15 protein-coding genes are annotated in these 18,276 nt (G+C 46.4%); 13 read left to right on the top strand and 2 right to left on the bottom strand.

All coding sequences use genetic code 11. The features are described 5' to 3' along the window. Positions 1–3 precede the first annotated feature (3 nt). The 13 genes from rnr (at position 4) to BM265_RS14255 (ending at position 15,302) form a co-directional block, all read left to right on the top strand. Positions 4–2,112: a ribonuclease R gene (rnr, locus tag BM265_RS14320; protein WP_074962599.1), complete on the top strand. Its 2,109-nt coding sequence runs from the start codon at positions 4–6 to the stop codon at positions 2,110–2,112. A gap of 7 nt (positions 2,113–2,119) precedes the next feature. Further along, positions 2,120–2,785: a hypothetical protein gene (locus BM265_RS14315; RefSeq protein WP_074962596.1), complete on the top strand. Its 666-nt coding sequence runs from the start codon at positions 2,120–2,122 to the stop codon at positions 2,783–2,785. Further along, complete coding sequence (locus BM265_RS14310; protein WP_074962595.1) at positions 2,786–4,015, top strand: class I SAM-dependent rRNA methyltransferase; 1,230 nt, start codon at positions 2,786–2,788, stop codon at positions 4,013–4,015. A gap of 112 nt (positions 4,016–4,127) precedes the next feature. Then, positions 4,128–4,685 (top strand): hypothetical protein, encoded by a 558-nt coding sequence (locus BM265_RS14305; RefSeq protein WP_074962593.1) that lies wholly within the window; start codon positions 4,128–4,130, stop codon positions 4,683–4,685. A gap of 436 nt (positions 4,686–5,121) precedes the next feature. Continuing rightward, positions 5,122–6,186 carry a plectin gene (locus BM265_RS14300; protein ID WP_074962592.1) on the top strand — a complete coding sequence of 355 codons (1,065 nt, stop codon included), beginning with the start codon at positions 5,122–5,124 and terminating at the stop codon, positions 6,184–6,186. A gap of 45 nt (positions 6,187–6,231) precedes the next feature. Further along, positions 6,232–7,914, top strand: coding sequence for a [Fe-Fe] hydrogenase large subunit C-terminal domain-containing protein (locus BM265_RS14295; protein ID WP_074962590.1), 1,683 nt, complete (start codon positions 6,232–6,234; stop codon positions 7,912–7,914). A gap of 43 nt (positions 7,915–7,957) precedes the next feature. After that, the gene (locus tag BM265_RS14290) at positions 7,958–8,203 is read left to right on the top strand and encodes a TM1266 family iron-only hydrogenase system putative regulator (protein ID WP_074962588.1); all 246 of its coding nucleotides are present in this window, start codon (positions 7,958–7,960) and stop codon (positions 8,201–8,203) included. A gap of 410 nt (positions 8,204–8,613) precedes the next feature. Further along, the gene (locus BM265_RS14280) at positions 8,614–9,669 is read left to right on the top strand and encodes a leucine-rich repeat domain-containing protein (RefSeq protein ID WP_074962584.1); all 1,056 of its coding nucleotides are present in this window, start codon (positions 8,614–8,616) and stop codon (positions 9,667–9,669) included. Between the two features lie 24 nt (positions 9,670–9,693). Next, entirely contained in the window at positions 9,694–11,037 is a 1,344-nt protein-coding gene (locus BM265_RS14275) for a serine/threonine protein kinase (RefSeq protein WP_074962582.1), read from the top strand. A gap of 27 nt (positions 11,038–11,064) precedes the next feature. Beyond that, a complete protein-coding gene (locus BM265_RS14270; protein ID WP_074832466.1) occupies positions 11,065–11,877 on the top strand; it encodes a vWA domain-containing protein in 813 nt (270 codons plus the stop codon). 78 nt (positions 11,878–11,955) lie between these two features. After that, the gene (locus BM265_RS14265; RefSeq protein WP_242940860.1) at positions 11,956–12,816 is read left to right on the top strand and encodes a PP2C family serine/threonine-protein phosphatase; all 861 of its coding nucleotides are present in this window, start codon (positions 11,956–11,958) and stop codon (positions 12,814–12,816) included. Positions 12,817–12,868: 52 nt separating this feature from the next. Beyond that, positions 12,869–13,819 (top strand): GGDEF domain-containing protein, encoded by a 951-nt coding sequence (locus BM265_RS14260; protein WP_074962578.1) that lies wholly within the window; start codon positions 12,869–12,871, stop codon positions 13,817–13,819. A 40-nt stretch (positions 13,820–13,859) separates the two neighbouring features. Beyond that, positions 13,860–15,302 carry a hypothetical protein gene (locus BM265_RS14255; protein WP_074962577.1) on the top strand — a complete coding sequence of 481 codons (1,443 nt, stop codon included), beginning with the start codon at positions 13,860–13,862 and terminating at the stop codon, positions 15,300–15,302. Positions 15,303–15,423: 121 nt separating this feature from the next. On the opposite strand, the gene BM265_RS14250 is transcribed toward BM265_RS14255, so the two are convergent. Together BM265_RS14250 and BM265_RS14245 are read right to left on the bottom strand one after the other, a co-directional pair. After that, positions 15,424–15,957 (bottom strand): hypothetical protein, encoded by a 534-nt coding sequence (locus BM265_RS14250; protein WP_074832478.1) that lies wholly within the window; start codon positions 15,955–15,957, stop codon positions 15,424–15,426. Positions 15,958–16,205: 248 nt separating this feature from the next. Then, positions 16,206–17,672, bottom strand: coding sequence for a GDSL-type esterase/lipase family protein (locus BM265_RS14245; RefSeq protein ID WP_074962575.1), 1,467 nt, complete (start codon positions 17,670–17,672; stop codon positions 16,206–16,208). Positions 17,673–18,276 lie beyond the last annotated feature (604 nt).

The following is an 18,276-nucleotide window of genomic DNA, read 5'->3' as shown; positions in this document are numbered from 1 at the left end:
TATATGAAACAGGATTACAGAAAACTGATATACAACAAGCTCAAAGCATCGGGCAAAAAGCCTGTGACTTTCAAGGAGCTTGTTAAAAGTTTCAGAAAGGGAAACTTTGATTTTGATAAATTTGCCAAGACTGTTGACAAGATGAAGAAAAAGGGCGAGATAATCGAGGGCAAGATGGGCTTTACGCTGGGTAAGGGCGGCAAGCTGAAACGCTGCAAGGTGGTTCGTCTGCACAAGAGTTTCGGCTTTGTTAAGAACGTTGACACCGGCGAGGAAGTATTTATACCCGGAAAGCATTTGCTGGGTGCTATGCCGGGGGATATCGTAATGGTACAGCTGAGGGAGAGCCGCGGGGACAGTCCCGAGGGAGAAGTTGTATCCATCGAGGAGGAGAATTTCAGCCGATTCAGCGGCGAGATAGTTGACGAATTCGGCAAGCTGAAAATAATGCCCGATGTGATATCCAAGTACGCTCTGGATTTTGTAAATCCTTTCGGCCTGGAGCTGCACGAGGGCGATAAAGCCATAGCTGTGATAACAAGGCGTGGAGAGAAGCACAGCGAGCACCGCTGTGAGATAGTTTCATGTCTTGGAAGTTCGCTGAAAGCCGCTGTGTGCGCTCTTGGTATTGTTGAAGCCGCGGGACTGACACCAGTTTTTCCTGCTGAGGTCATCGACGAAGCAAGGCGGGTATCCTCGGAGGGTATATCCGAGGAGGAAAAGGATGGCAGGCTTGATCTGCGTGATCTGCCTATATTCACCATTGACGGCGCTGACACCAAGGATATCGATGATGCGATATCGGTGCAGAAGACGGAAAACGGCTATATACTTGGCGTTCATATCGCTGACGTTTCCCATTATGTCACACCCAGGTCGGCACTGGATAACGAAGCTTTTCAGAGGGGCACCAGCGTATACTACGCAAACAGGGTGATACCCATGCTGCCTGCTGAACTTTCAAACGGAATATGCTCACTGAATCCGCAGGAGGACAGGCTGGCTTTCACCTGCCTGACAGAGCTTGACAATGGGGGAAATATCCTCAGCTACAAGTTTGCGAAATCGGTGATAAGGTCAAGAGTTAAGGGCGTATATTCGGAGATAAACGATATATTTGACGGTTATGTGAGCCGCGAGCTTTCGGAGAAATACGCCGAGGTGATGGAGCAGCTGCCGCTGATGAAAGAGCTTGCGGAGATACTCTGCAAAAAGCGTATAGCCCGCGGTGCGCCCCAGATAGAGACCAGCGAGAGCGCCCTGATGATAAACGAGGATAACGTCTGTGTTGGTGTGGGCGAGTACACCCGCGGTTTTGCACAGGAAATGATAGAAGATTTCATGCTGACTGCCAACGAATGCGCGGCAAGATTCGGCAAGGACAACGAGCTGCCTTTTGTTTACCGCGTGCATGAGCCGCCCTCTGCGGAAAAGATAGAGGGGTTGAAAGAACTGCTGGCGGGACTGGATATCATGTATGTTATGGGTGATGATCCAAAGACCAAGCAGCTGGCTGAGATACTTGAACTATCCAAAAATACGGACGCTGAAAAGATAGTCAACAATGCGGTGCTGAGAAGTATGTCAAAGGCGAAATACGATACCGAGCCCATCGGTCACTACGGACTGGTGCTGGAGGATTATGCGCATTTTACCTCGCCCATACGCCGTTACCCCGATCTTTCGATACACAGGATAATGTCCGCTTTTCTGGACGGTATGCCTGCGGAGGACTGCCGCAGCAGGTTCAATAAGTTCGTATATGCGGCGGCTGACCGTTCTACGGAAACAGAGCTCACGGCTATGCAGACCGAGCGTGCCTGCGATGACTGCTACAAGGCTGAGTATATGACAGGTCACATCGGCGAGGAATACGAGGGCGTGATAGTATCGGTGACGGATTTCGGTATGTTCATCGAGCTTGACAACACCTGTGAGGGTCTTCTGCACCTTGATAATATGCCCGAGGGCTACTATGAGTGCGACGGCATGATGAAGCTGAAAAATTTCTCTACAGGTGAGGAATACCGCGTGGGCGAGAGGTTCAGGGTCAAAGTGCTTGGGGCGAATGTCAACTCGGGCAAGGTGGACTTCGTTCCTGCGGATATGTGAGGAAACAATGACTGATGAGAAAAAACGTAAGCTGAAAAAACTGCTTACAGGCAAAGGCTCACACGGGATTATTATAGGAAAGATCATGCACTGCGACGGTGATGATAAAACGGTGATCGGGCATACAGCCATTAACCATATCATTTTCAGGGCGCTGAGCTGGTTAATATTCGATATCAGCTTATTGAGAATGCTGTTTGTGTATCATAAGTTCCCGAGTGAGACAGGCGTGCATTTTAAATCGGTGCATGAAATGACGGCGGGAATGTCCGTGGCTGAAAGACTGCATGAGATATTTCACGCCTATCAGCCCTACGATGTGACGGGGAAGAAAATTCTTGTATTCTATCCGTTTTTCGTATCAGCGGCGGCACTTCTGCTGGGCGGGTGGACGATAATTCTTCTGCGCAGGATAGTTACCCGCAGGGGATCTGAGCGCAGTGCTGAAACGCTGAGGATCATATCGGGACTTCAGATCGCTTTTGATATCTCGGCTTTTATAGTAACGCTGTATTTCTGCGGTATATGGGCTGACCGTGTGATAAAACTGCTTCCCATGAAGATGATGTTCACGCAGTTATACGCTTGGGGAATATTACTGGTATTTTTTGATCTGATAATATTCGCCATCGATATGAAGATGACATACAGGAAAAAAGAGGAGGAAAAATAAATGAAGCAGCAGAGGAGCTTTCCTGCTTTCAAAGTCAGTAAAAGGTGTGAAAACAGGCTGAAAGGCGGACACCCCTGGGTGTATGACAACGAGATAGAGGTATCTCCCGAGGGGGTGGAGAACGGCAGTATCGCCGATGTTCTTTCACCTAAGGGAAGCTATCTGGGTTCGGGACTTGTGAGCCTTAACAGCAAGATCAGGGTGAGGATACTTTCGGACAATGCCAATGAAACCTTCGGCGAGAGCTTTTTCCGCCGCAGGATAAGATACGCTCTCGACCACCGCAAGACCGTCATGGGTGATGATATCTCTGCCTGCCGACTGGTTCACGGTGAATCCGACGGACTTCCCGGGCTGACTGTAGACCGCTATAACGATATACTTTCGGTGCAGGTGCTGAGCTACGGCATGGAGCAGAGAAAGGATATGCTGTACCGTCTGCTGACCGAGGAACTTGCCGCTGACGGTGTAGCTCTGCGGGGAATTATGGAGAGAAATGATGTAGCTATCCGTGAGCTGGAAGGTCTTGGTACCGGCAAGGGCTGGTACAGGGTTGATTTTCTGCCTACACCTCCCGAGTCACCTGTTACCGAGATATGCGAGAACGGCATAATCTACAAGGTGGACGTAGAGAACGGTCAGAAGACTGGATTTTTCCTTGATCAGAAGTATAACCGTCTGGCGGCGGCTAAGCTGGCAAAGGGCAAAAAGGTGCTGGACTGCTTCACACATACAGGCTCTTTTGCGCTTAATGCGGCTTTCGGCGGCGCGGCGCACGTTACGGCTGTTGATGTTTCGCAGTTCGCAGTGGATACTGCAAAGGCTAATGCGGAGAGGAATGGACTGTCCGATAAAATGGACTTTATCTGTGCCGATGTGTTTGACCTTCTGCCGAAACTGACAGAGGAAAAGGCGGGATATGACTTCGTTATCCTAGATCCTCCCGCATTCACCAAAAGCCGCAAGACCGTGAATTCAGCGGAAAGAGGCTACAAGGAGATAAACTATCGTGCAATGAAGATGCTGCCCCGCGGCGGATATCTTGCGACCTGCTCCTGTTCACATTTTATGACCAATGAGCTTTTCGTTAAGATGCTGATGAGCGCCGCACAGGATGCAGGCGTAAGGCTGAAACTGGTTGAAGCCCGTCAGCAGGCACCTGACCACCCTATACTCATGAATGTTCCCGAAACGGATTACCTTAAATTCTACCTGTTCCAGGTAGTGTGACGCATATTGCCTGTAAAAATAGATATATACAATTTTAGCTATTGACAAATAAGGCAGAAATGTGATAAAATATTTAATGAATGTATAGTTCGTGGAGAGGGGGGTGAACGCTGTGAAGAAATATGCTGTGTATAGGTCGCCGACAGGGCTGTACTGCAATGAGTACCATGATACACTGGAATCTCTTAAAGGCACACTCTTCGAGAAAGTTGTGAAGAAAGAGCAGCTTCCCGTAGTTCTTGACGGCAGCGGCGGTTATTACTCCTTCAAAGAAGACGACTATCATTTTGTAAAGATAATAGAATCGGATAAGAAACACCCTCTTCCGCTGGAGAAGATGTTTTTCAAGAACGATGATAATTTCAAGCTTGGCTGGATGTCGCCGCAGGGGGATACCTATTCCTGCGATTATACAAATCATAACAGGTGCGCGATAATGCTGGCTGAGAAATTCATACCCGGCGCAAAATTCCCTGAAAGGGCATTGGGAAAAGCGGGCTGGATAAAGGTGATAGACTCATGGGACGGCACACAGCGCCAGCACGGACAGTTCGTGTATTCCCTTTCGGGCAAGATAACCAAACAGCAGGCTGACAAACTGTTCGATGTAGGGCTTTATTTCAATGAAGAGGTACAGCGTCTTATTAAGGACTGTGAAAATGATTGGTAAATACCATAAAATGGTCAAGCGCTCATCGGGGAACGGTGAGTGCTTTTGTTTCGCGGACCACAGCAACTATACTATATATTTATATATATTAATATACTTGTGCTTTGTAAAAACTGCACAAATTACAGTTAATAATTTCTGCATTCAATAAATCTGAACTGTTTTGTACAGTTTAAATAAATTGTTAACTCTAAAACTGGTTGAATGGCGCAAATTTTGGGCTGTTTCACAAGTCCGAACTAAACTAACTTAACTGTTTTGAATAAAACGTAGAAAAACTTTCTTTGTTTATGAAAAAATCTATTGACAATTATGAAAAAAAGTTTTATACTATTATTGTAATTATTAATGAACTGAGCAAAGAGCACAGCTTTCGTTTAATTGATTAGCTTGCCTACGCCTTTTTAGGACAGTTTGGCATCAGGAGGATGATATAATGGCGGATACTAGATTTATCAGAACGGTCGAATTCGGCGGCTATGACAGAAGTGATGTCATAAAGAGATTTGAATTTCTGAACACTCAGCTTTTCGACCTTAAGAATGAACTTCGTGAGACCAAGATGCTCATCGAGGAATATAAGAAAGGATCTTCCGAGGAAAAGGCGCATGAAGCAGTGCTCACCCAGGAGAAAGTCAAGCTGACAAGTCTTCAGGTGCAGAATGAGACTGCTTCCACCAAGCTGAAAGCTGCTGAGGAGGATAAAGCAAAGCTTGCCGAGGAGCTGGCAGCTCTGAAGGCAACTCATGCAGATACACTGAAAGAGCTTGAAGATGCAAAGTCAAAGCTTAACGCATACGAATCTGATAACGAGGCTAATGCACTTAGCCAGGTGTTCATAGCAGCACAGGCTTCCGCAACAGCTGTCGTTGCCAATGCAAATAAAGAAGCTGAAGAAAAGAAGGCACAGACAGAGGAGCTCATCAAGGAGATGATCGATGATGCTAACCACACTGCTGCCGAGATAGTATATGAGGCTGAAAAGAAAGCAGCCGAGACCGATGCAGAATCCAAGAATGCAGCTGAGAAGATGAAGGTGGCTTCCAATAACCTGAGAGCCGCTATGCTCCAGGACGTTGAAGCGCTGGGTAAGCATCTTACCGAGCTGAATGATGTATTCGCGGTTATCAAGGATAAGAGCGCAGAAGCTGAAAAGCTGCTCAAAACTACCGAGAATAAACTTACCGAGGGCGGAGTTCCCGAGTTCAAGATGCCTGAGACTTTCGAGGCTGAGCTTCCCGATGCGCCCGAGCCCAGAAAGCCTTCCGAGCAGTCTAAGAAGTCCAATGCAAGACTTGATGAGCTGGCTAAGATGGCTGCTGCCATCGGCGGTGACAAGAACAAGGGCGATAACGGTGAGGATAAAGGCGAGGAGAAGGCTGAAAGCAAGGACGAGAAGAAGTCCGGAGATGCTCCTGCCGAGAAATCAGCCGATGAGAAAAAATCAGGCGGCGTAGATCTGGCAGAGCTTATGAAGAAAGCTAATTCGCTGAAAAAATAAGATCCCCGTCTGATCGGAATATAATGGTAAGGAGTGCATAATCTTATGAGTGAATTAATTATAGTAAAGCCCGAAAAATGTGTGGGCTGTAACGCCTGTGTGAGGGCTTGTCCCGCACCTGAGGCTAATATAACGAAGATGATCGAAGGCGGCAAGTTCATAACTTCGATCAATCCTGACCGCTGCATAGGCTGTGGTGCCTGCGTAGTTAGCTGTAATCACGGTGCGAGAGATTTTATCGATGATACCGATGAGTGCATGAACAAGATGAAGCGCGATAAGATGATAATACTTGTTTCACCTTCTATAAAGTCTGTATTCCCCACAAAGTGGAAAGGCATACTCGACTGGTTCCGCAAGCAGGGATGTATCATATACGATGTATCCTTCGGCGCGGATATCTGCACATGGGCTCATCTGAGAGCTATAGAGCAGAAGAAGGTCGGAAATATCATCACACAGCCATGTTCTGCAATAGTAAAGTATGTTGAAACTTACCAGCCTAAGCTGCTGGCTAACCTTTCACCTATACACAGCCCTGTTTCGTGCTGCGCTATTTATGTCAGAAAGTACCTGAACAGGAACAATCCCATAGCGATGCTGTCGCCTTGTGTTGCCAAGAAGTATGAATTTGAGGAGACAGGTCTTGTGGATTTCAACGTTACTTTCAGAAAGCTGAATGAGTATTTCGAGAAGAACGGTATATCCATACCTGTTTCAAGTGCAGAGGATTATGAGTACAAATTCGATGACCAGCAGGGTCAGGTTGGTGCTATATATCCCCGTCCGGGCGGACTGAGAGACAATCTCTGGCTCCATAATCCCGATATAAATGTAACAACATCAGAGGGTGTCAACAAGGTATATCCCGAGCTGGATATGTATGCCGAGATGCCTGATTTCAAGCACCCCGAGGTGTTCGATGTTCTGTCATGTGAATTCGGCTGCAACGTAGGTCCCGGTACTGATACCAACCAGACCATGTTCGACGTTATGCTGACCATGAAGGAAGTCGAGAAGGAAGCTAAGAGCCGCCGTAAGGGTGGATTCATGGGCAGAGGCGAAGATAAGCTGCTGAAGAAGTTCGACGATGAGCTGAAGCTAAATGACTTCCTGAGAAACTACAAGCCTGTTACTCCTACTCCCGTTCCTACCGAGAGACAGCTTGATCCCATCTACGAGAGCATGGGTCAGCATACTGAGGACGAGAAGCACTACGATTGCCGTGCCTGCGGTTACAGATCCTGCCGTGAAATGGCTATCGCTATTTACAGAGGTCTGAATACACCCGATAACTGCGTTATCCACGCTAAATCCGTTATGGTGGCAAGACACAGCGAGCTGGCTGAACAGCACGAGAAGCTGGCTGAAATCACCTACGAATGTCTTGAACTTTCGGATAAGCTGAAAGAGGGTGTTGATAACATACTCAAGAATATGGAAACTATCGGCGAATCCACTACCAAGACCAGTGAGAGAGCAGCTGTCGTAAAGGATCTGCTCACTAATGTCGTTGCATTCTGCCACGATAACTCTACTATGGACGCAGGCAGTGTAAGTCAGCTGATATCCATACTTGAAACTACCATCGATGCTTTCAGCGCCCTTGATGACAACGTTAATGTCACCAACGAGAGCTCCGGTATCATAGATACTTCTATCGGCGAGATCAACAAGCTCGTTGAGGAGATCAACGATACTCTTCATAAAGCAAACGAAAAGAAATAATCAAAGTCGTCCGTGAATACGATCAGAAAGGTAGGGCAGACCAATGGCTTCAAAGATAGCGATAGTAGCGATAATAGTCGAAAAAGGCGCTTCTGTGGAGGGAGTAAATGCTCTTCTTCATGAGTACAGCGAGTTTGTTGTCGGAAGAATGGGTGTGCCTTACAGGGAGAGAGGCATCAACATAATCAGTGTTGCTGTCGATGCTCCCGAGGAGACAATTGAAAAGCTTGCAGAACAGGTCAATGCTCTGGAAGGCGTTTCCTCAAATACAGTTTATTCTGTTGGATGATACTGATATCGGGCGGCGAGGACCTGCTTTACTGCGGGACTTGCCGCCCTTTTTGCCGAAAACGTTCCAGATACATGCTTCGAAAACGTTCTATTTGTGTATCTTCGGTAAATTTCAACTTAAGGATATCATTTTTACTTGACAATTTTATCAAAAAGTGGTATACTGAAATAAATGTATCAGAGTATTTTTTCGATGTAAAATTTACCTTTTCAGACCGTCTTTAATAAGGAATCGATACATCAATGCCGTCTGTGGCGGCACCGTCTTGAAAACGTGAGTTAGTGCAGAACTTACGGGCATTAAAGGGATATGCCCGTGCTGCGGAAAACTATGAACGAAAATTGCGGTCATTTACCTGAAATATCAAAGTCGGTCAACTAAATTTTTTATGTCAGGAGAGAAGAAAAATGCAATGTGAAAGATGTAATGCCGAACTGCCTCCGAACGCTATAGAGTGTCCTGAATGCGGAGCTCCTGCACCTCAGAATATCGAAGGATTTGACAACACAATTGAGATACAGCATATCCTTAAAACAATAATGGAAAAGCACGGCAGTATTCTCATCAATGATCCTACTCAATTTGTGTCTACCCTGAATGATTACCTTAACGGATATGAAAAGGAACGCAGACTTCTGGTAAATGCCATGAGGGCAGGCGTTCTGAAAAATATGGTAAAAGAAGAAAAGACTAACAGGGAATACGCTTTGCTGAGCGCGAAGAGCTATATGATAAATGAGCTTTTCGTTTCTGAGAATGCAGCTGAATTTGTTCTTGCCTGCTTCACCTATACTCTCGGCTGGCCTTATCAGTCCTCTATGACCAAGAAAGAGGAAGAAAAGAAGGAAGAACCCGAAGAAAAGGAAGAAGATAACGGTCCTAAGCTGAAGATCGATACCAAGATCTTCAAGACCTCTGACGCAGGCAGACACAGACTTGCAAGAAATATCGTGATACCTGAGGGATTCACCAAGATAGACAGCTTCTGTTTTGACAGATTCACATTTATGAGATCTATCAGCCTTCCCTCCACGATGATGGCGATAGGCGACTATGCGTTCTCCGAGTGCAAGAACCTCAAGGGAATCGAGCTTCCCGAAGGACTGAGAGTCATCGAACAGGGTGCATTCAGCCAGTGCGGAAAGCTTGCAATGATAAAGATACCCAAGGGTATCCTTGAAATACCCGATAATACATTTGAGTTCTGCTCAAATCTGACCGTCGTTGATGTGCCGAATACCGTAAGCAGTATCGGCGTTGAAGCGTTCTCGGGCTGTGAAAAGCTTGAAAAGCTGTTCCTTCCCGACAGCGTAAAATTCATTGATAAGAATGCTTTCTCTTATTGTCCGTCGCTTACGATCCGCTGCTATGTCAATTCTTATGTTCATAAGTATTGCCTGACTTATAATATCGATTATGAGACAGTGGCAGTCGGTGTTGGACTGAAGCAGAAGCCAATATAAGGATGAAAACGGAGGAAATATCTGATGGTTGAATTGAAGATCGGCCAGGAGGTCGAGATGGAATTCGGAGGAAGAGCGAAAGTCCTCAAGGTCATCGGCAGCGGTGGTCAGGGTATCGTTTACCTCGTAGAGTTCAACTCCCAGAAATGGGCGCTTAAATGGTATGATGTTGATAAGATAAAGCGTCCCAAGGAGTTCAGACAGAATATCAAGAACAATATCCAGGACGGTGCTCCCAGCAACAAGTTCCTGTGGCCCAAGTATCTGACCAAGGAGAACGACCAGGGAACATTCGGCTATATCATGGAGCTGAAGCCCGAGAGCTTCGATTCCTTCGTGGATATACTCAACACCTACAAGCTGGTCATCGACCCGCTGACAGGCAGAGCTACCAAGCAGCCCGTAAGATTCACGAGCCTTTATGCTATGGTGACCGCTGTTATTAATATCGCTAATGCTTTCAGACAGCTCCACCGTGTGGGCAAGAGCTATCAGGACCTTAACGACGGCGGTTTCTTTATCAACGTTAATACAGGTGCCGTTCTCGTCTGCGACTGCGATAACATCGCACCGGACGGAAGCAACTTCGGTATCGGCGGTAAGCCCGGATATATGGCTCCCGAGGTCGTAAGGGGTATCGCTAAGCCTGATGTTCAGACGGATAAGTATTCGCTGGCAGTCGTGCTCTTCAAACTGCTGTTCAGGGGTGACCCCATGGAGGGCGAGAAGGTGGTCAAGGACGTTTGCCTGACTGAGTCTTCCGAACTCAGACATTACGGACAGGACGCTGTGTTCGTATATGACCCCGATAATGCTACTAACAGACCTGTAAGAGGTATACATGATAATGTTATCAAGTTCTGGAGGATATATCCCAAGTACATAAGAGACGCTTTCATACTCTCTTTCACACAGGGTATTACCGACCCGAACAAGCGTATAATCGAGAATGAATGGCAGAAGCTGTTCATTCGCCTGAGAAGTGAGATCATCATGTGCGTATGCGGCAGAACGAACTTTACTTCAATGTTCGCAAGGGTCGATGAAAAGACCTTCCGCTGCCCCAAGTGCGGTGCTGAATTCGCTACTCTGGGCTTTGATAACAGGGATAACAGGATGCCGCTTTATGTGGGATGCAGATTCTACAAATGCGAGATCGACCCTGAGTGTGATGATTTCTTGACTGTTGCGGGCGAACTTGTTGAGAACAAGCTGAAGCCCGGCGTGCTCGGTATCAAGAACTGTACCGAGGATACATGGCAGGCAAAACTCCCCGACGGAAAATATTATCCTATACAGCCGGGTAAGGGCTTCCCCATCTGGAAAGATCTTGAAGTCGACTTCGGCAAGGTCAAGGCTAGTATGTAAATTTTAAGGAAAGGGCGTAATAGATCTATGAATAATATGAATTCTGATGTTAAGGAAAACACCACGGTCGACGATCTGCTGGATTTCGACGACGATGATCCCCTGGGTGCGACTGCGGTATCCAAAAAGAGCCTCGTAATATTCTTCCTGATCGATACTTCAGGAAGCATGAAGGGCAAGAAGATGGGTCAGCTCAATACCGTTATGGAAGAGCTCATACCCGAAATAAGAAAAGTTGGTGAGGCTGATACCGATGTTAAGGTAGCTGTACTGACTTTCGATACAGATGTAAGGTGGATGTACTCCGCTCCTATCTCCATTGAGGAGTTTGAGTGGGCAAGACTGGGCGCACAGGGCGTTACCAGCATGGGCGCTGCATTTACAGAGCTGGCTGCAAGAATGTCCAGAAACAGCTTCCTGAACTCGCCTTCACTGTCATTCGCACCTGTAATGTTCCTGATGACTGACGGTTATCCTTCCGATGACTATAAGTCAGGTCTGAAGGCACTCCAGACAAACAGCTGGTATAAGTTCGGTCTGAAGGCTGCACTGGGTATCGGTGATGAGGCGAACGATGAGATGCTCGCTGAGTTCACAGGTTCCAAGGACACTGTTGTTCACGCTTACACAGGCGGACAGCTTGCTTCGATGATCAAGATCATCGCAGTAACAGCTTCCCAGATAGGAAGTAAGTCTATGACACTCTCCGACGAGACCAACGAGGAGCTTAATGAAGAGGATGTATACGCTGCTAAGCAGAGAATGCTCGGTCAGCAGATCCAGGAACTGGTTGGAGATCAGACAGATGGCGGCGATGTTCCTTACGATACGGGCTGGTAAAGCGCAAGTTGTCGGAAGGAGTGTAGTTTAGAAATGTCTTTTAGTGGCTTTAGCCAATCAGTTATGGGTGCCAGCCATGTGGCAAAGGGTATAGTTTGCCAGGATAGCTCGGCACACAAGATAACTGACCGTTACGCTATAGCTGTGGTGGCAGACGGTCACGGAAGTAAGAAACACTTTCGCAGCAATATAGGCTCGCAGTGCGCCGTTGAGGCGACTATCGAGACTATCGACAGGTTCTATGAGGACGCAGAAGCGTTTGAAGCTAACCTGCCGAAAAATCACAAAATGATAATAAGAAATATCGAGAGACAGATCATTGCAGCGTGGAATACCAAGGTATTGAAACATCTTGAAGAACACCCCGTTACAGCTGTTGAGAAAAAGCCTTTTACTCCTGAGGAGTTTGAAAATATAAACCCGGAGCAGTACTACGGTACTACGCTTATAGCTGCAGTTGCCGGCAACGGATTCACCTTCGGTGTCCAGATCGGTGACGGAAGCTTCGTGGCTATATTTGAAGACGGAGAGGCAATAATGCCCATGGAGTATGAGGAAGCAAATCCCGCGAATATCACATCTTCGATGTGCAATGCCAATGCAGCATCCATGTTTGAAAGCTTCTACATCGATGATAAGCGTCTCATAGCGCTGTTCTCATCTACCGACGGACTTTATACCTCCTTCGGCAGTGAGTACGATTTCAGGGATTATCATGTAATACTCGCATCACAGGTGAATTCACCTGCGATAGAGGCATCGGTCGTTAAAAACATAACCAAGAGATCGCATTTCGGAACTGAGGACGATATATCGCTCGCTTGTGTTTATGACGCAGAATTTGCAGCAGAAAAAGAGGGTCTGCTCAAAGAGATGATCGACCGAAACAAGAGGCTCGCAGCTGAAAGAAAAGCTAAGCTTCACACCGCAAACTTCTAGGGTGGGAGTTTGCCGGCATCAAATCTATTTGTGGATAGGGGAATTATTTAAGATGGAAAAGAAAAAAGAAAACCGAACATGGATCATTATTATTGCAGGTATATTAGTATACCTGATATGCAGTCTGGTTCAGTCCAAACTGGCACGTCCTGCAAGCGCCGGCGGCGGAGCACCCAAAACGGGTAACAATCCTATGGCGGGCGTTATCTCTCAGATACAGGTCGTTGTAACAGTTGTTCTTGTACTGTTTGCGCAGAAGAAGGGTTATATCACTGCTTTGATACTTAATGGTTTCAATACACTGTTTACTCTGATCGTGCAGATGATCATACCTCACAGTACAAAAGCAATACCCGGTCTTGTAGTTACACTGATCTCTATGGGTATCGCAACAGTTATCTATTTCTACACAAGCAAGACAGAGAGAATGAACGAAGAACTCGAGAAGAGCTACCATGAAGCTATCGAGAAGAACCGTATCATCGAACAGCAGGGCGAAGCCATGAAGTTTCTTGCTTATAACGATAAGCTGACAGGTATGCCTAACAGAGAGAGCTTCATGAATAATCTTGAAAAGCAGATCAAAGAGAGCGGCGACTGCGTAATGATCTATATCGATCTCGATGATTTCAGACGTATAAACGATAACTTCGGCCATGTAATAGGCGATGAACTGCTGAAGCAGTATTCAGATAAGATCCAGAATTACTGCGGCGATAAGGCATACGCAGCAAAGATCGGCGGTGACGAGTTCGGTATCGTTCTCGGCAGCGGTATGACTAATGAAGCGATCTTCAAGTATGCAGCAGGCATAAGCGGAATATTCAGCGAGCCTATCAATATTGGCGGCAACATCTATACTGTAGCAGCAAGCTACGGCGCAGCAAGCTTCCCGGAGAACGCAATGACAGCAGATGACCTGTTCAGAAATGCGGAAACTGCGATGTTCAATGCAAAGGAAAGCGGTAAGAACCAGCTTTGCTTCTTCACACAGCAGGGCTGATCTATAAGCAAGTTCACAGGAAAGGCAGTTGATAAGGATTATGGAGATCAAGGAGCTTTACGATCTGGCAAAACAGTATGCAGAGATAATCAAAAATAATAAACCCGAATATGTTTCCGAAAATGAATCAGCAATATGCGTAATAGTTGACAGCAATGACCAGCCTTATACCGGTATCACAAGTGTTACTGTAAGGGGCGGCATGGTAGAGATACTTCCCGCAGAAACAGTTGCAGTTAAGAGATTCATCGATTACTGCGACGGCAGGTCTGCAAAGGGCATCATTACTATGCAGTTCAAGGATTCCAAAGTGGTTGAGACCGGTAAGGTAAGTCTGGCAATGCTCGGTCAGACCAACGCAGCAAACGGTGAGTGCGCTGTTGTTACCTCTGAAGAGGAAAGCAAGGCACTGAAGGATATCGTTCCTGTTGCAGAAGAAGCACCCGTTGCCGAAGCTGCTCTTGCTGAAGCAGATATACCTGTAGCAGCAGAAGCACCCGCAGAAGAGACTCCCGCAGCTGAACCCAGCATGGAGGATCTTATGAACGGCTTTGATGTTGACGTTGCTCCCGAAGCTGATACCGCAGTTGCAGCTACTGAGAGCGTTGGCGCTCCCGCAGAGTTTGCAGACGGATTCAGCGTTGATTCCAGCAATCCCTTCTTTGAAGAAGCTGCAGCAGCACCTGATTCTGAAGTCAAGACTATCGACAGCGGCGTTAAGTCTATGTTCGATCAGCCCGATGACGCTACCAGACAGGGCGCGGCAGGCTTCAATATACCCCAGGGCGGCTACCCTCAGCAGGGTATGCAGCAGGGTTATCCTCAGCAGGGTATGGGCTACCCTCAGCAGGGCGGCGTAGGTTATCCCCAGCAGGGAAGACAGAGTGGCTATCCTCAGCAGGGTATGGGTTATCCTCAGCAGGGTATGCAGGGCGGTTATCCCCAGCAGGGAATGGGTTACCCCCAGCAGGGTATGCAGGGCGGTTATCCGCAGCAAGGTATGGGCTATCCTCAGCAGGGAATGCAGCAGGGTTATCCCCAGCAGGGCAGACAGGCAGGATATCCTCAGCAGGGAATGGGCTATCCCCAGCAGGGAATGCAGGGAACCTATCCTCAGCAGGGTATGCAGCAGCAGCCGATGCAGGGTGTATATCCCCAGGGCACATATCCCCAGGCTCAGAACGTTGGCGGCATGACTTCGTTAACAATGCCCGGTGTTGGTCAGACATCTGTACAGGTCAATGAAATACCTTCATCGACAGTTACAAGTACGTCTGTCAGCCAGAACGCAAGATCAAAAAGCATAGATGACCTCATCAAAGCAGCGGAAGCAGTGACCAAAAATCCCGTGTCTGCCGACGATGACGATGATGATGATGCTGAGATGAGCAGAGAAGATATGCTCAAGGCAGCTAAGCAGAAAAAGAAGAATGCAAAGATGAATGCAAACTTCAAGAAGAAGATGAGAGATTCAGGCTTCTGATCAAAAAATATCACCGCCGTACCGATTTGGTGCGGCGGTTTTTTATGCCCTGAAATGTCAGTATATAAGAAACTATGATGAAACAAAAAAGCCATGCAGAAAATTCTGCATGGCTTTGATCTTACTTGAATTGTACGCCCCAGTCGGAACTTATCTTACTGTAAAGATTCAGCTTAACACGGCTCTTCTGCCAACGGAAGAACCAGGAAACACCACCGAATACTATAAGTGTGCCAACCGCAGCAATGATGATGCCTACGATGCCCTTGATAACGAACAGACCCAGTGCAAAGAGTGCGATAGCAAGAACTGCAATTATCGGCAGAGCAGAAGTTACAAAGCTTCTGTCAGTTACCTTGATGTAATTCTGTATCTCCTTGAGGTCAAATGCCTCATAATGTCTTGCTATGAAATTGTCAGGTCTTGCCCAGTTGCAGAAATCCTTGACATTGTTGAACTTTGCAGCGTAATCTCTGAAAGAGTAGCCCTTACCAACGTCGGTCACACGGTATTCAACCAGATAACCGTCCTTTTTACGGTCCTTAACATCAAGAACGTGTATTATACTACCAGGCTCAGCCTGAGCTTTCATTGGCTTAGTCACCAGAAACTTTCTGTCAACAGCTTCATCCAGATTGTTGAGCATATATGTCATAACTATCTTCCTTCCCTGATCATATACTTACTATAATTCACATGGTCTGAGCCACGAAAAAAACTATATAATTATCCACAAATATATTATAGCACATTATTTTCAAAATTGCAAGTAATTTTGAAAATTTTTCACAATAATTATTAAACAAAGACTATAATAAAATAAACTGTGCGCCGCGCGTCATCAAGTGTAAAATACGCCTGAAACAGACGCGGAATAGGGTTTTATCCTTTGGATGATATTAATCATTTTTTTCGCTTGGAGATGATCACAGCGCCGCCCATAAGAGCGATCATTGCCATGCCACCTGCCAGACCCGTAGTAGGATTCTGATTTGAATTGTTGGGATTTGTAGTAGATCTGCTGCTTGATGCAGCACTTCCCTGATTTGAAGAATTATTGCTGTCGGAAGAAGCACTCTCGCTTCCCGAAGATGCGTCCGAACTGTCAGCAGCGGAAGATTCTTCTGTCGCCGAGCTTTCAGCGTCTTCACGCTGTTCGTGATACTCACCTACAACAAGATCATCGGGAGTATGTGTCAGCGTACCGTCATCAGGCATCGAACCAAGCTTCCAGTCCATCACCTCAGCTATGTACGGTCCCAGCTCATCAGACGCCACTCTTGTATTTGTGGCTGCCATGGGGTGATAATCAACGCCGTAACCCTCGGAATCCTTGTCTATCGTTTCCAGTTCCAGTGTGTATACTTCTTTATCACCTGTATCAGCCTTATAGGAATCAACAGCGGTCTCAATATTGCCGAAGAGATCAGCTCCCATCATGCCCAGTGTGCAGATGATCTTAGCATCGGGATTATTCTCCCTGACCATTTTCAGGAAATCAATGTAGCTCTCCTCAAAATTGTCAGTCTCCTCGATATGACTGCCGAAATAGGACCAGTCATTCGTACCGAGATTTATCACGATACAATCGGGCTGATACTGTGCAAAATCCCAGTCAAAGGACTGTATCAACGTATATCCGGTAGATGATATGCTGTTCCAGGTGTTCAGACTTGATTTTGTGTAATACTTCTCCATTGTGTGATCTCTGTTGCCGCCGTAGTTGCACCAGATACCGCAGCCGCTCATGGAGAAGAAATTCGCATCAGCGTCTAGCATCTCAGCGATCTGATAAGCATAGGTCTTTGAAGCATCCTCGCTTACGGTAGAGAATTTGTTTGTCTTGCCTGTCTCGGGATCTTTCAGCGGAAGGTCTATACCATAGCCGCAGGTTATGGAATCTCCGATGAACTCCAGCTTTCTTTCCTTAGCCGCAGTAGGCTTTACAGAAGCCCCCTTGTCGGTCTCGATGCTGTCAATGCCAAGCTCTGACTGCATAGATTCCGAAAGCTTGATCAGCTTGACGGTGTTCTCACCATCAGTCAGCGGTATAGTTACGCTACCCTTTTTAGAGGATATAAGACCTCTCTGATAAAGCTGACCATTGAGGTATACCCCGATACGTGTCGGGTCGCCTGATACTTTCAGATTGAATGTGACCTGTGAGCCTGTAACGGTGAATTCAACACCCGAAACGGAGTTCGCAAGCCACAGTGAATCATCGTTATATACCGTTCTGCCGAGTATCCTGACATTCTCGGGCACTGCCTCACAGAACGCCGTATCACTTCCCTCAGCAGATACAGGGATGATACTCGCCGTCAAAGCCGCTGAGCACAGTCCCGCAATAATGCTTTTTTTCAATTTCATATTCTTTTTTTCCTTTCCATAAACGCACCAAGATCAAGGTGCGATCACCATATCTCCTTCCTAAAAGCATCCCTATAAAAGGGGATACTTCTCTATTTCATATTATACCATATTCAGCAGATTTTTCAAGTGCTTTTCAACGATTTTGGTTAATATCACATTATTTTTGTGCACATCATACAAATTTTTCGCATAACTTTTATCGATCAAAATGATAATTATCAAATGTCCTGCTTTACATTCATATTAATATTCTAAAACTTTAAGCTCATTTTACTCAAATCCAAAAGCCGAAAAAGAATCGGGCTGTTGCAGCCCCAACAAAGAAAAAGAGCCTGGCACAGTGCCAAGCTCTTCTTTTTGTGGTATAATATAATTGCAAAAACCATTAAACCAACGAAAGGATTGTACCACAAAAATGAGAAATTGTCAAGTGCGTCTTAACATGAATTATGAGATCTACATCGAAGAAAGCTCAACTGTCAGAGTATTGAGCAATGTTATAGATGAGATCTATCAAAAAGAAGAATACACGATAGTAAGCAAGTGGAATGGCGCCATACCCGAGGATATCATGATGAAGATACTCATCTACGGGTACATG

The organism is Hominimerdicola alba (genome assembly GCF_900112155.1).
Classification (GTDB): domain Bacteria; phylum Bacillota; class Clostridia; order Oscillospirales; family Ruminococcaceae; genus Hominimerdicola; species Hominimerdicola alba_D.
The sequence above is the reverse complement of the archived record's forward strand: the minus strand, read 5'-3'. Positions and strand labels throughout refer to the sequence as shown.

Coding starts and splice junctions, on each gene's coding strand:
- BM265_RS14315 (WP_074962596.1), top strand. CDS start 2,120: ATGACTGATGAGAAAAAACGTAAGCTGAAAAAACTGCTTACAGGCAAA.
- BM265_RS14270 (WP_074832466.1), top strand. CDS start 11,065: ATGAATAATATGAATTCTGATGTTAAGGAAAACACCACGGTCGACGAT.
- BM265_RS14250 (WP_074832478.1), bottom strand. CDS start 15,957: ATGACATATATGCTCAACAATCTGGATGAAGCTGTTGACAGAAAGTTT.
- BM265_RS14260 (WP_074962578.1), top strand. CDS start 12,869: ATGGAAAAGAAAAAAGAAAACCGAACATGGATCATTATTATTGCAGGT.
- rnr (WP_074962599.1), top strand. CDS start 4: ATGAAACAGGATTACAGAAAACTGATATACAACAAGCTCAAAGCATCG.
- BM265_RS14245 (WP_074962575.1), bottom strand. CDS start 17,672: ATGAAATTGAAAAAAAGCATTATTGCGGGACTGTGCTCAGCGGCTTTG.
- BM265_RS14275 (WP_074962582.1), top strand. CDS start 9,694: ATGGTTGAATTGAAGATCGGCCAGGAGGTCGAGATGGAATTCGGAGGA.
- BM265_RS14310 (WP_074962595.1), top strand. CDS start 2,786: ATGAAGCAGCAGAGGAGCTTTCCTGCTTTCAAAGTCAGTAAAAGGTGT.
- BM265_RS14290 (WP_074962588.1), top strand. CDS start 7,958: ATGGCTTCAAAGATAGCGATAGTAGCGATAATAGTCGAAAAAGGCGCT.
- BM265_RS14255 (WP_074962577.1), top strand. CDS start 13,860: ATGGAGATCAAGGAGCTTTACGATCTGGCAAAACAGTATGCAGAGATA.
- BM265_RS14300 (WP_074962592.1), top strand. CDS start 5,122: ATGGCGGATACTAGATTTATCAGAACGGTCGAATTCGGCGGCTATGAC.
- BM265_RS14280 (WP_074962584.1), top strand. CDS start 8,614: ATGCAATGTGAAAGATGTAATGCCGAACTGCCTCCGAACGCTATAGAG.
- BM265_RS14295 (WP_074962590.1), top strand. CDS start 6,232: ATGAGTGAATTAATTATAGTAAAGCCCGAAAAATGTGTGGGCTGTAAC.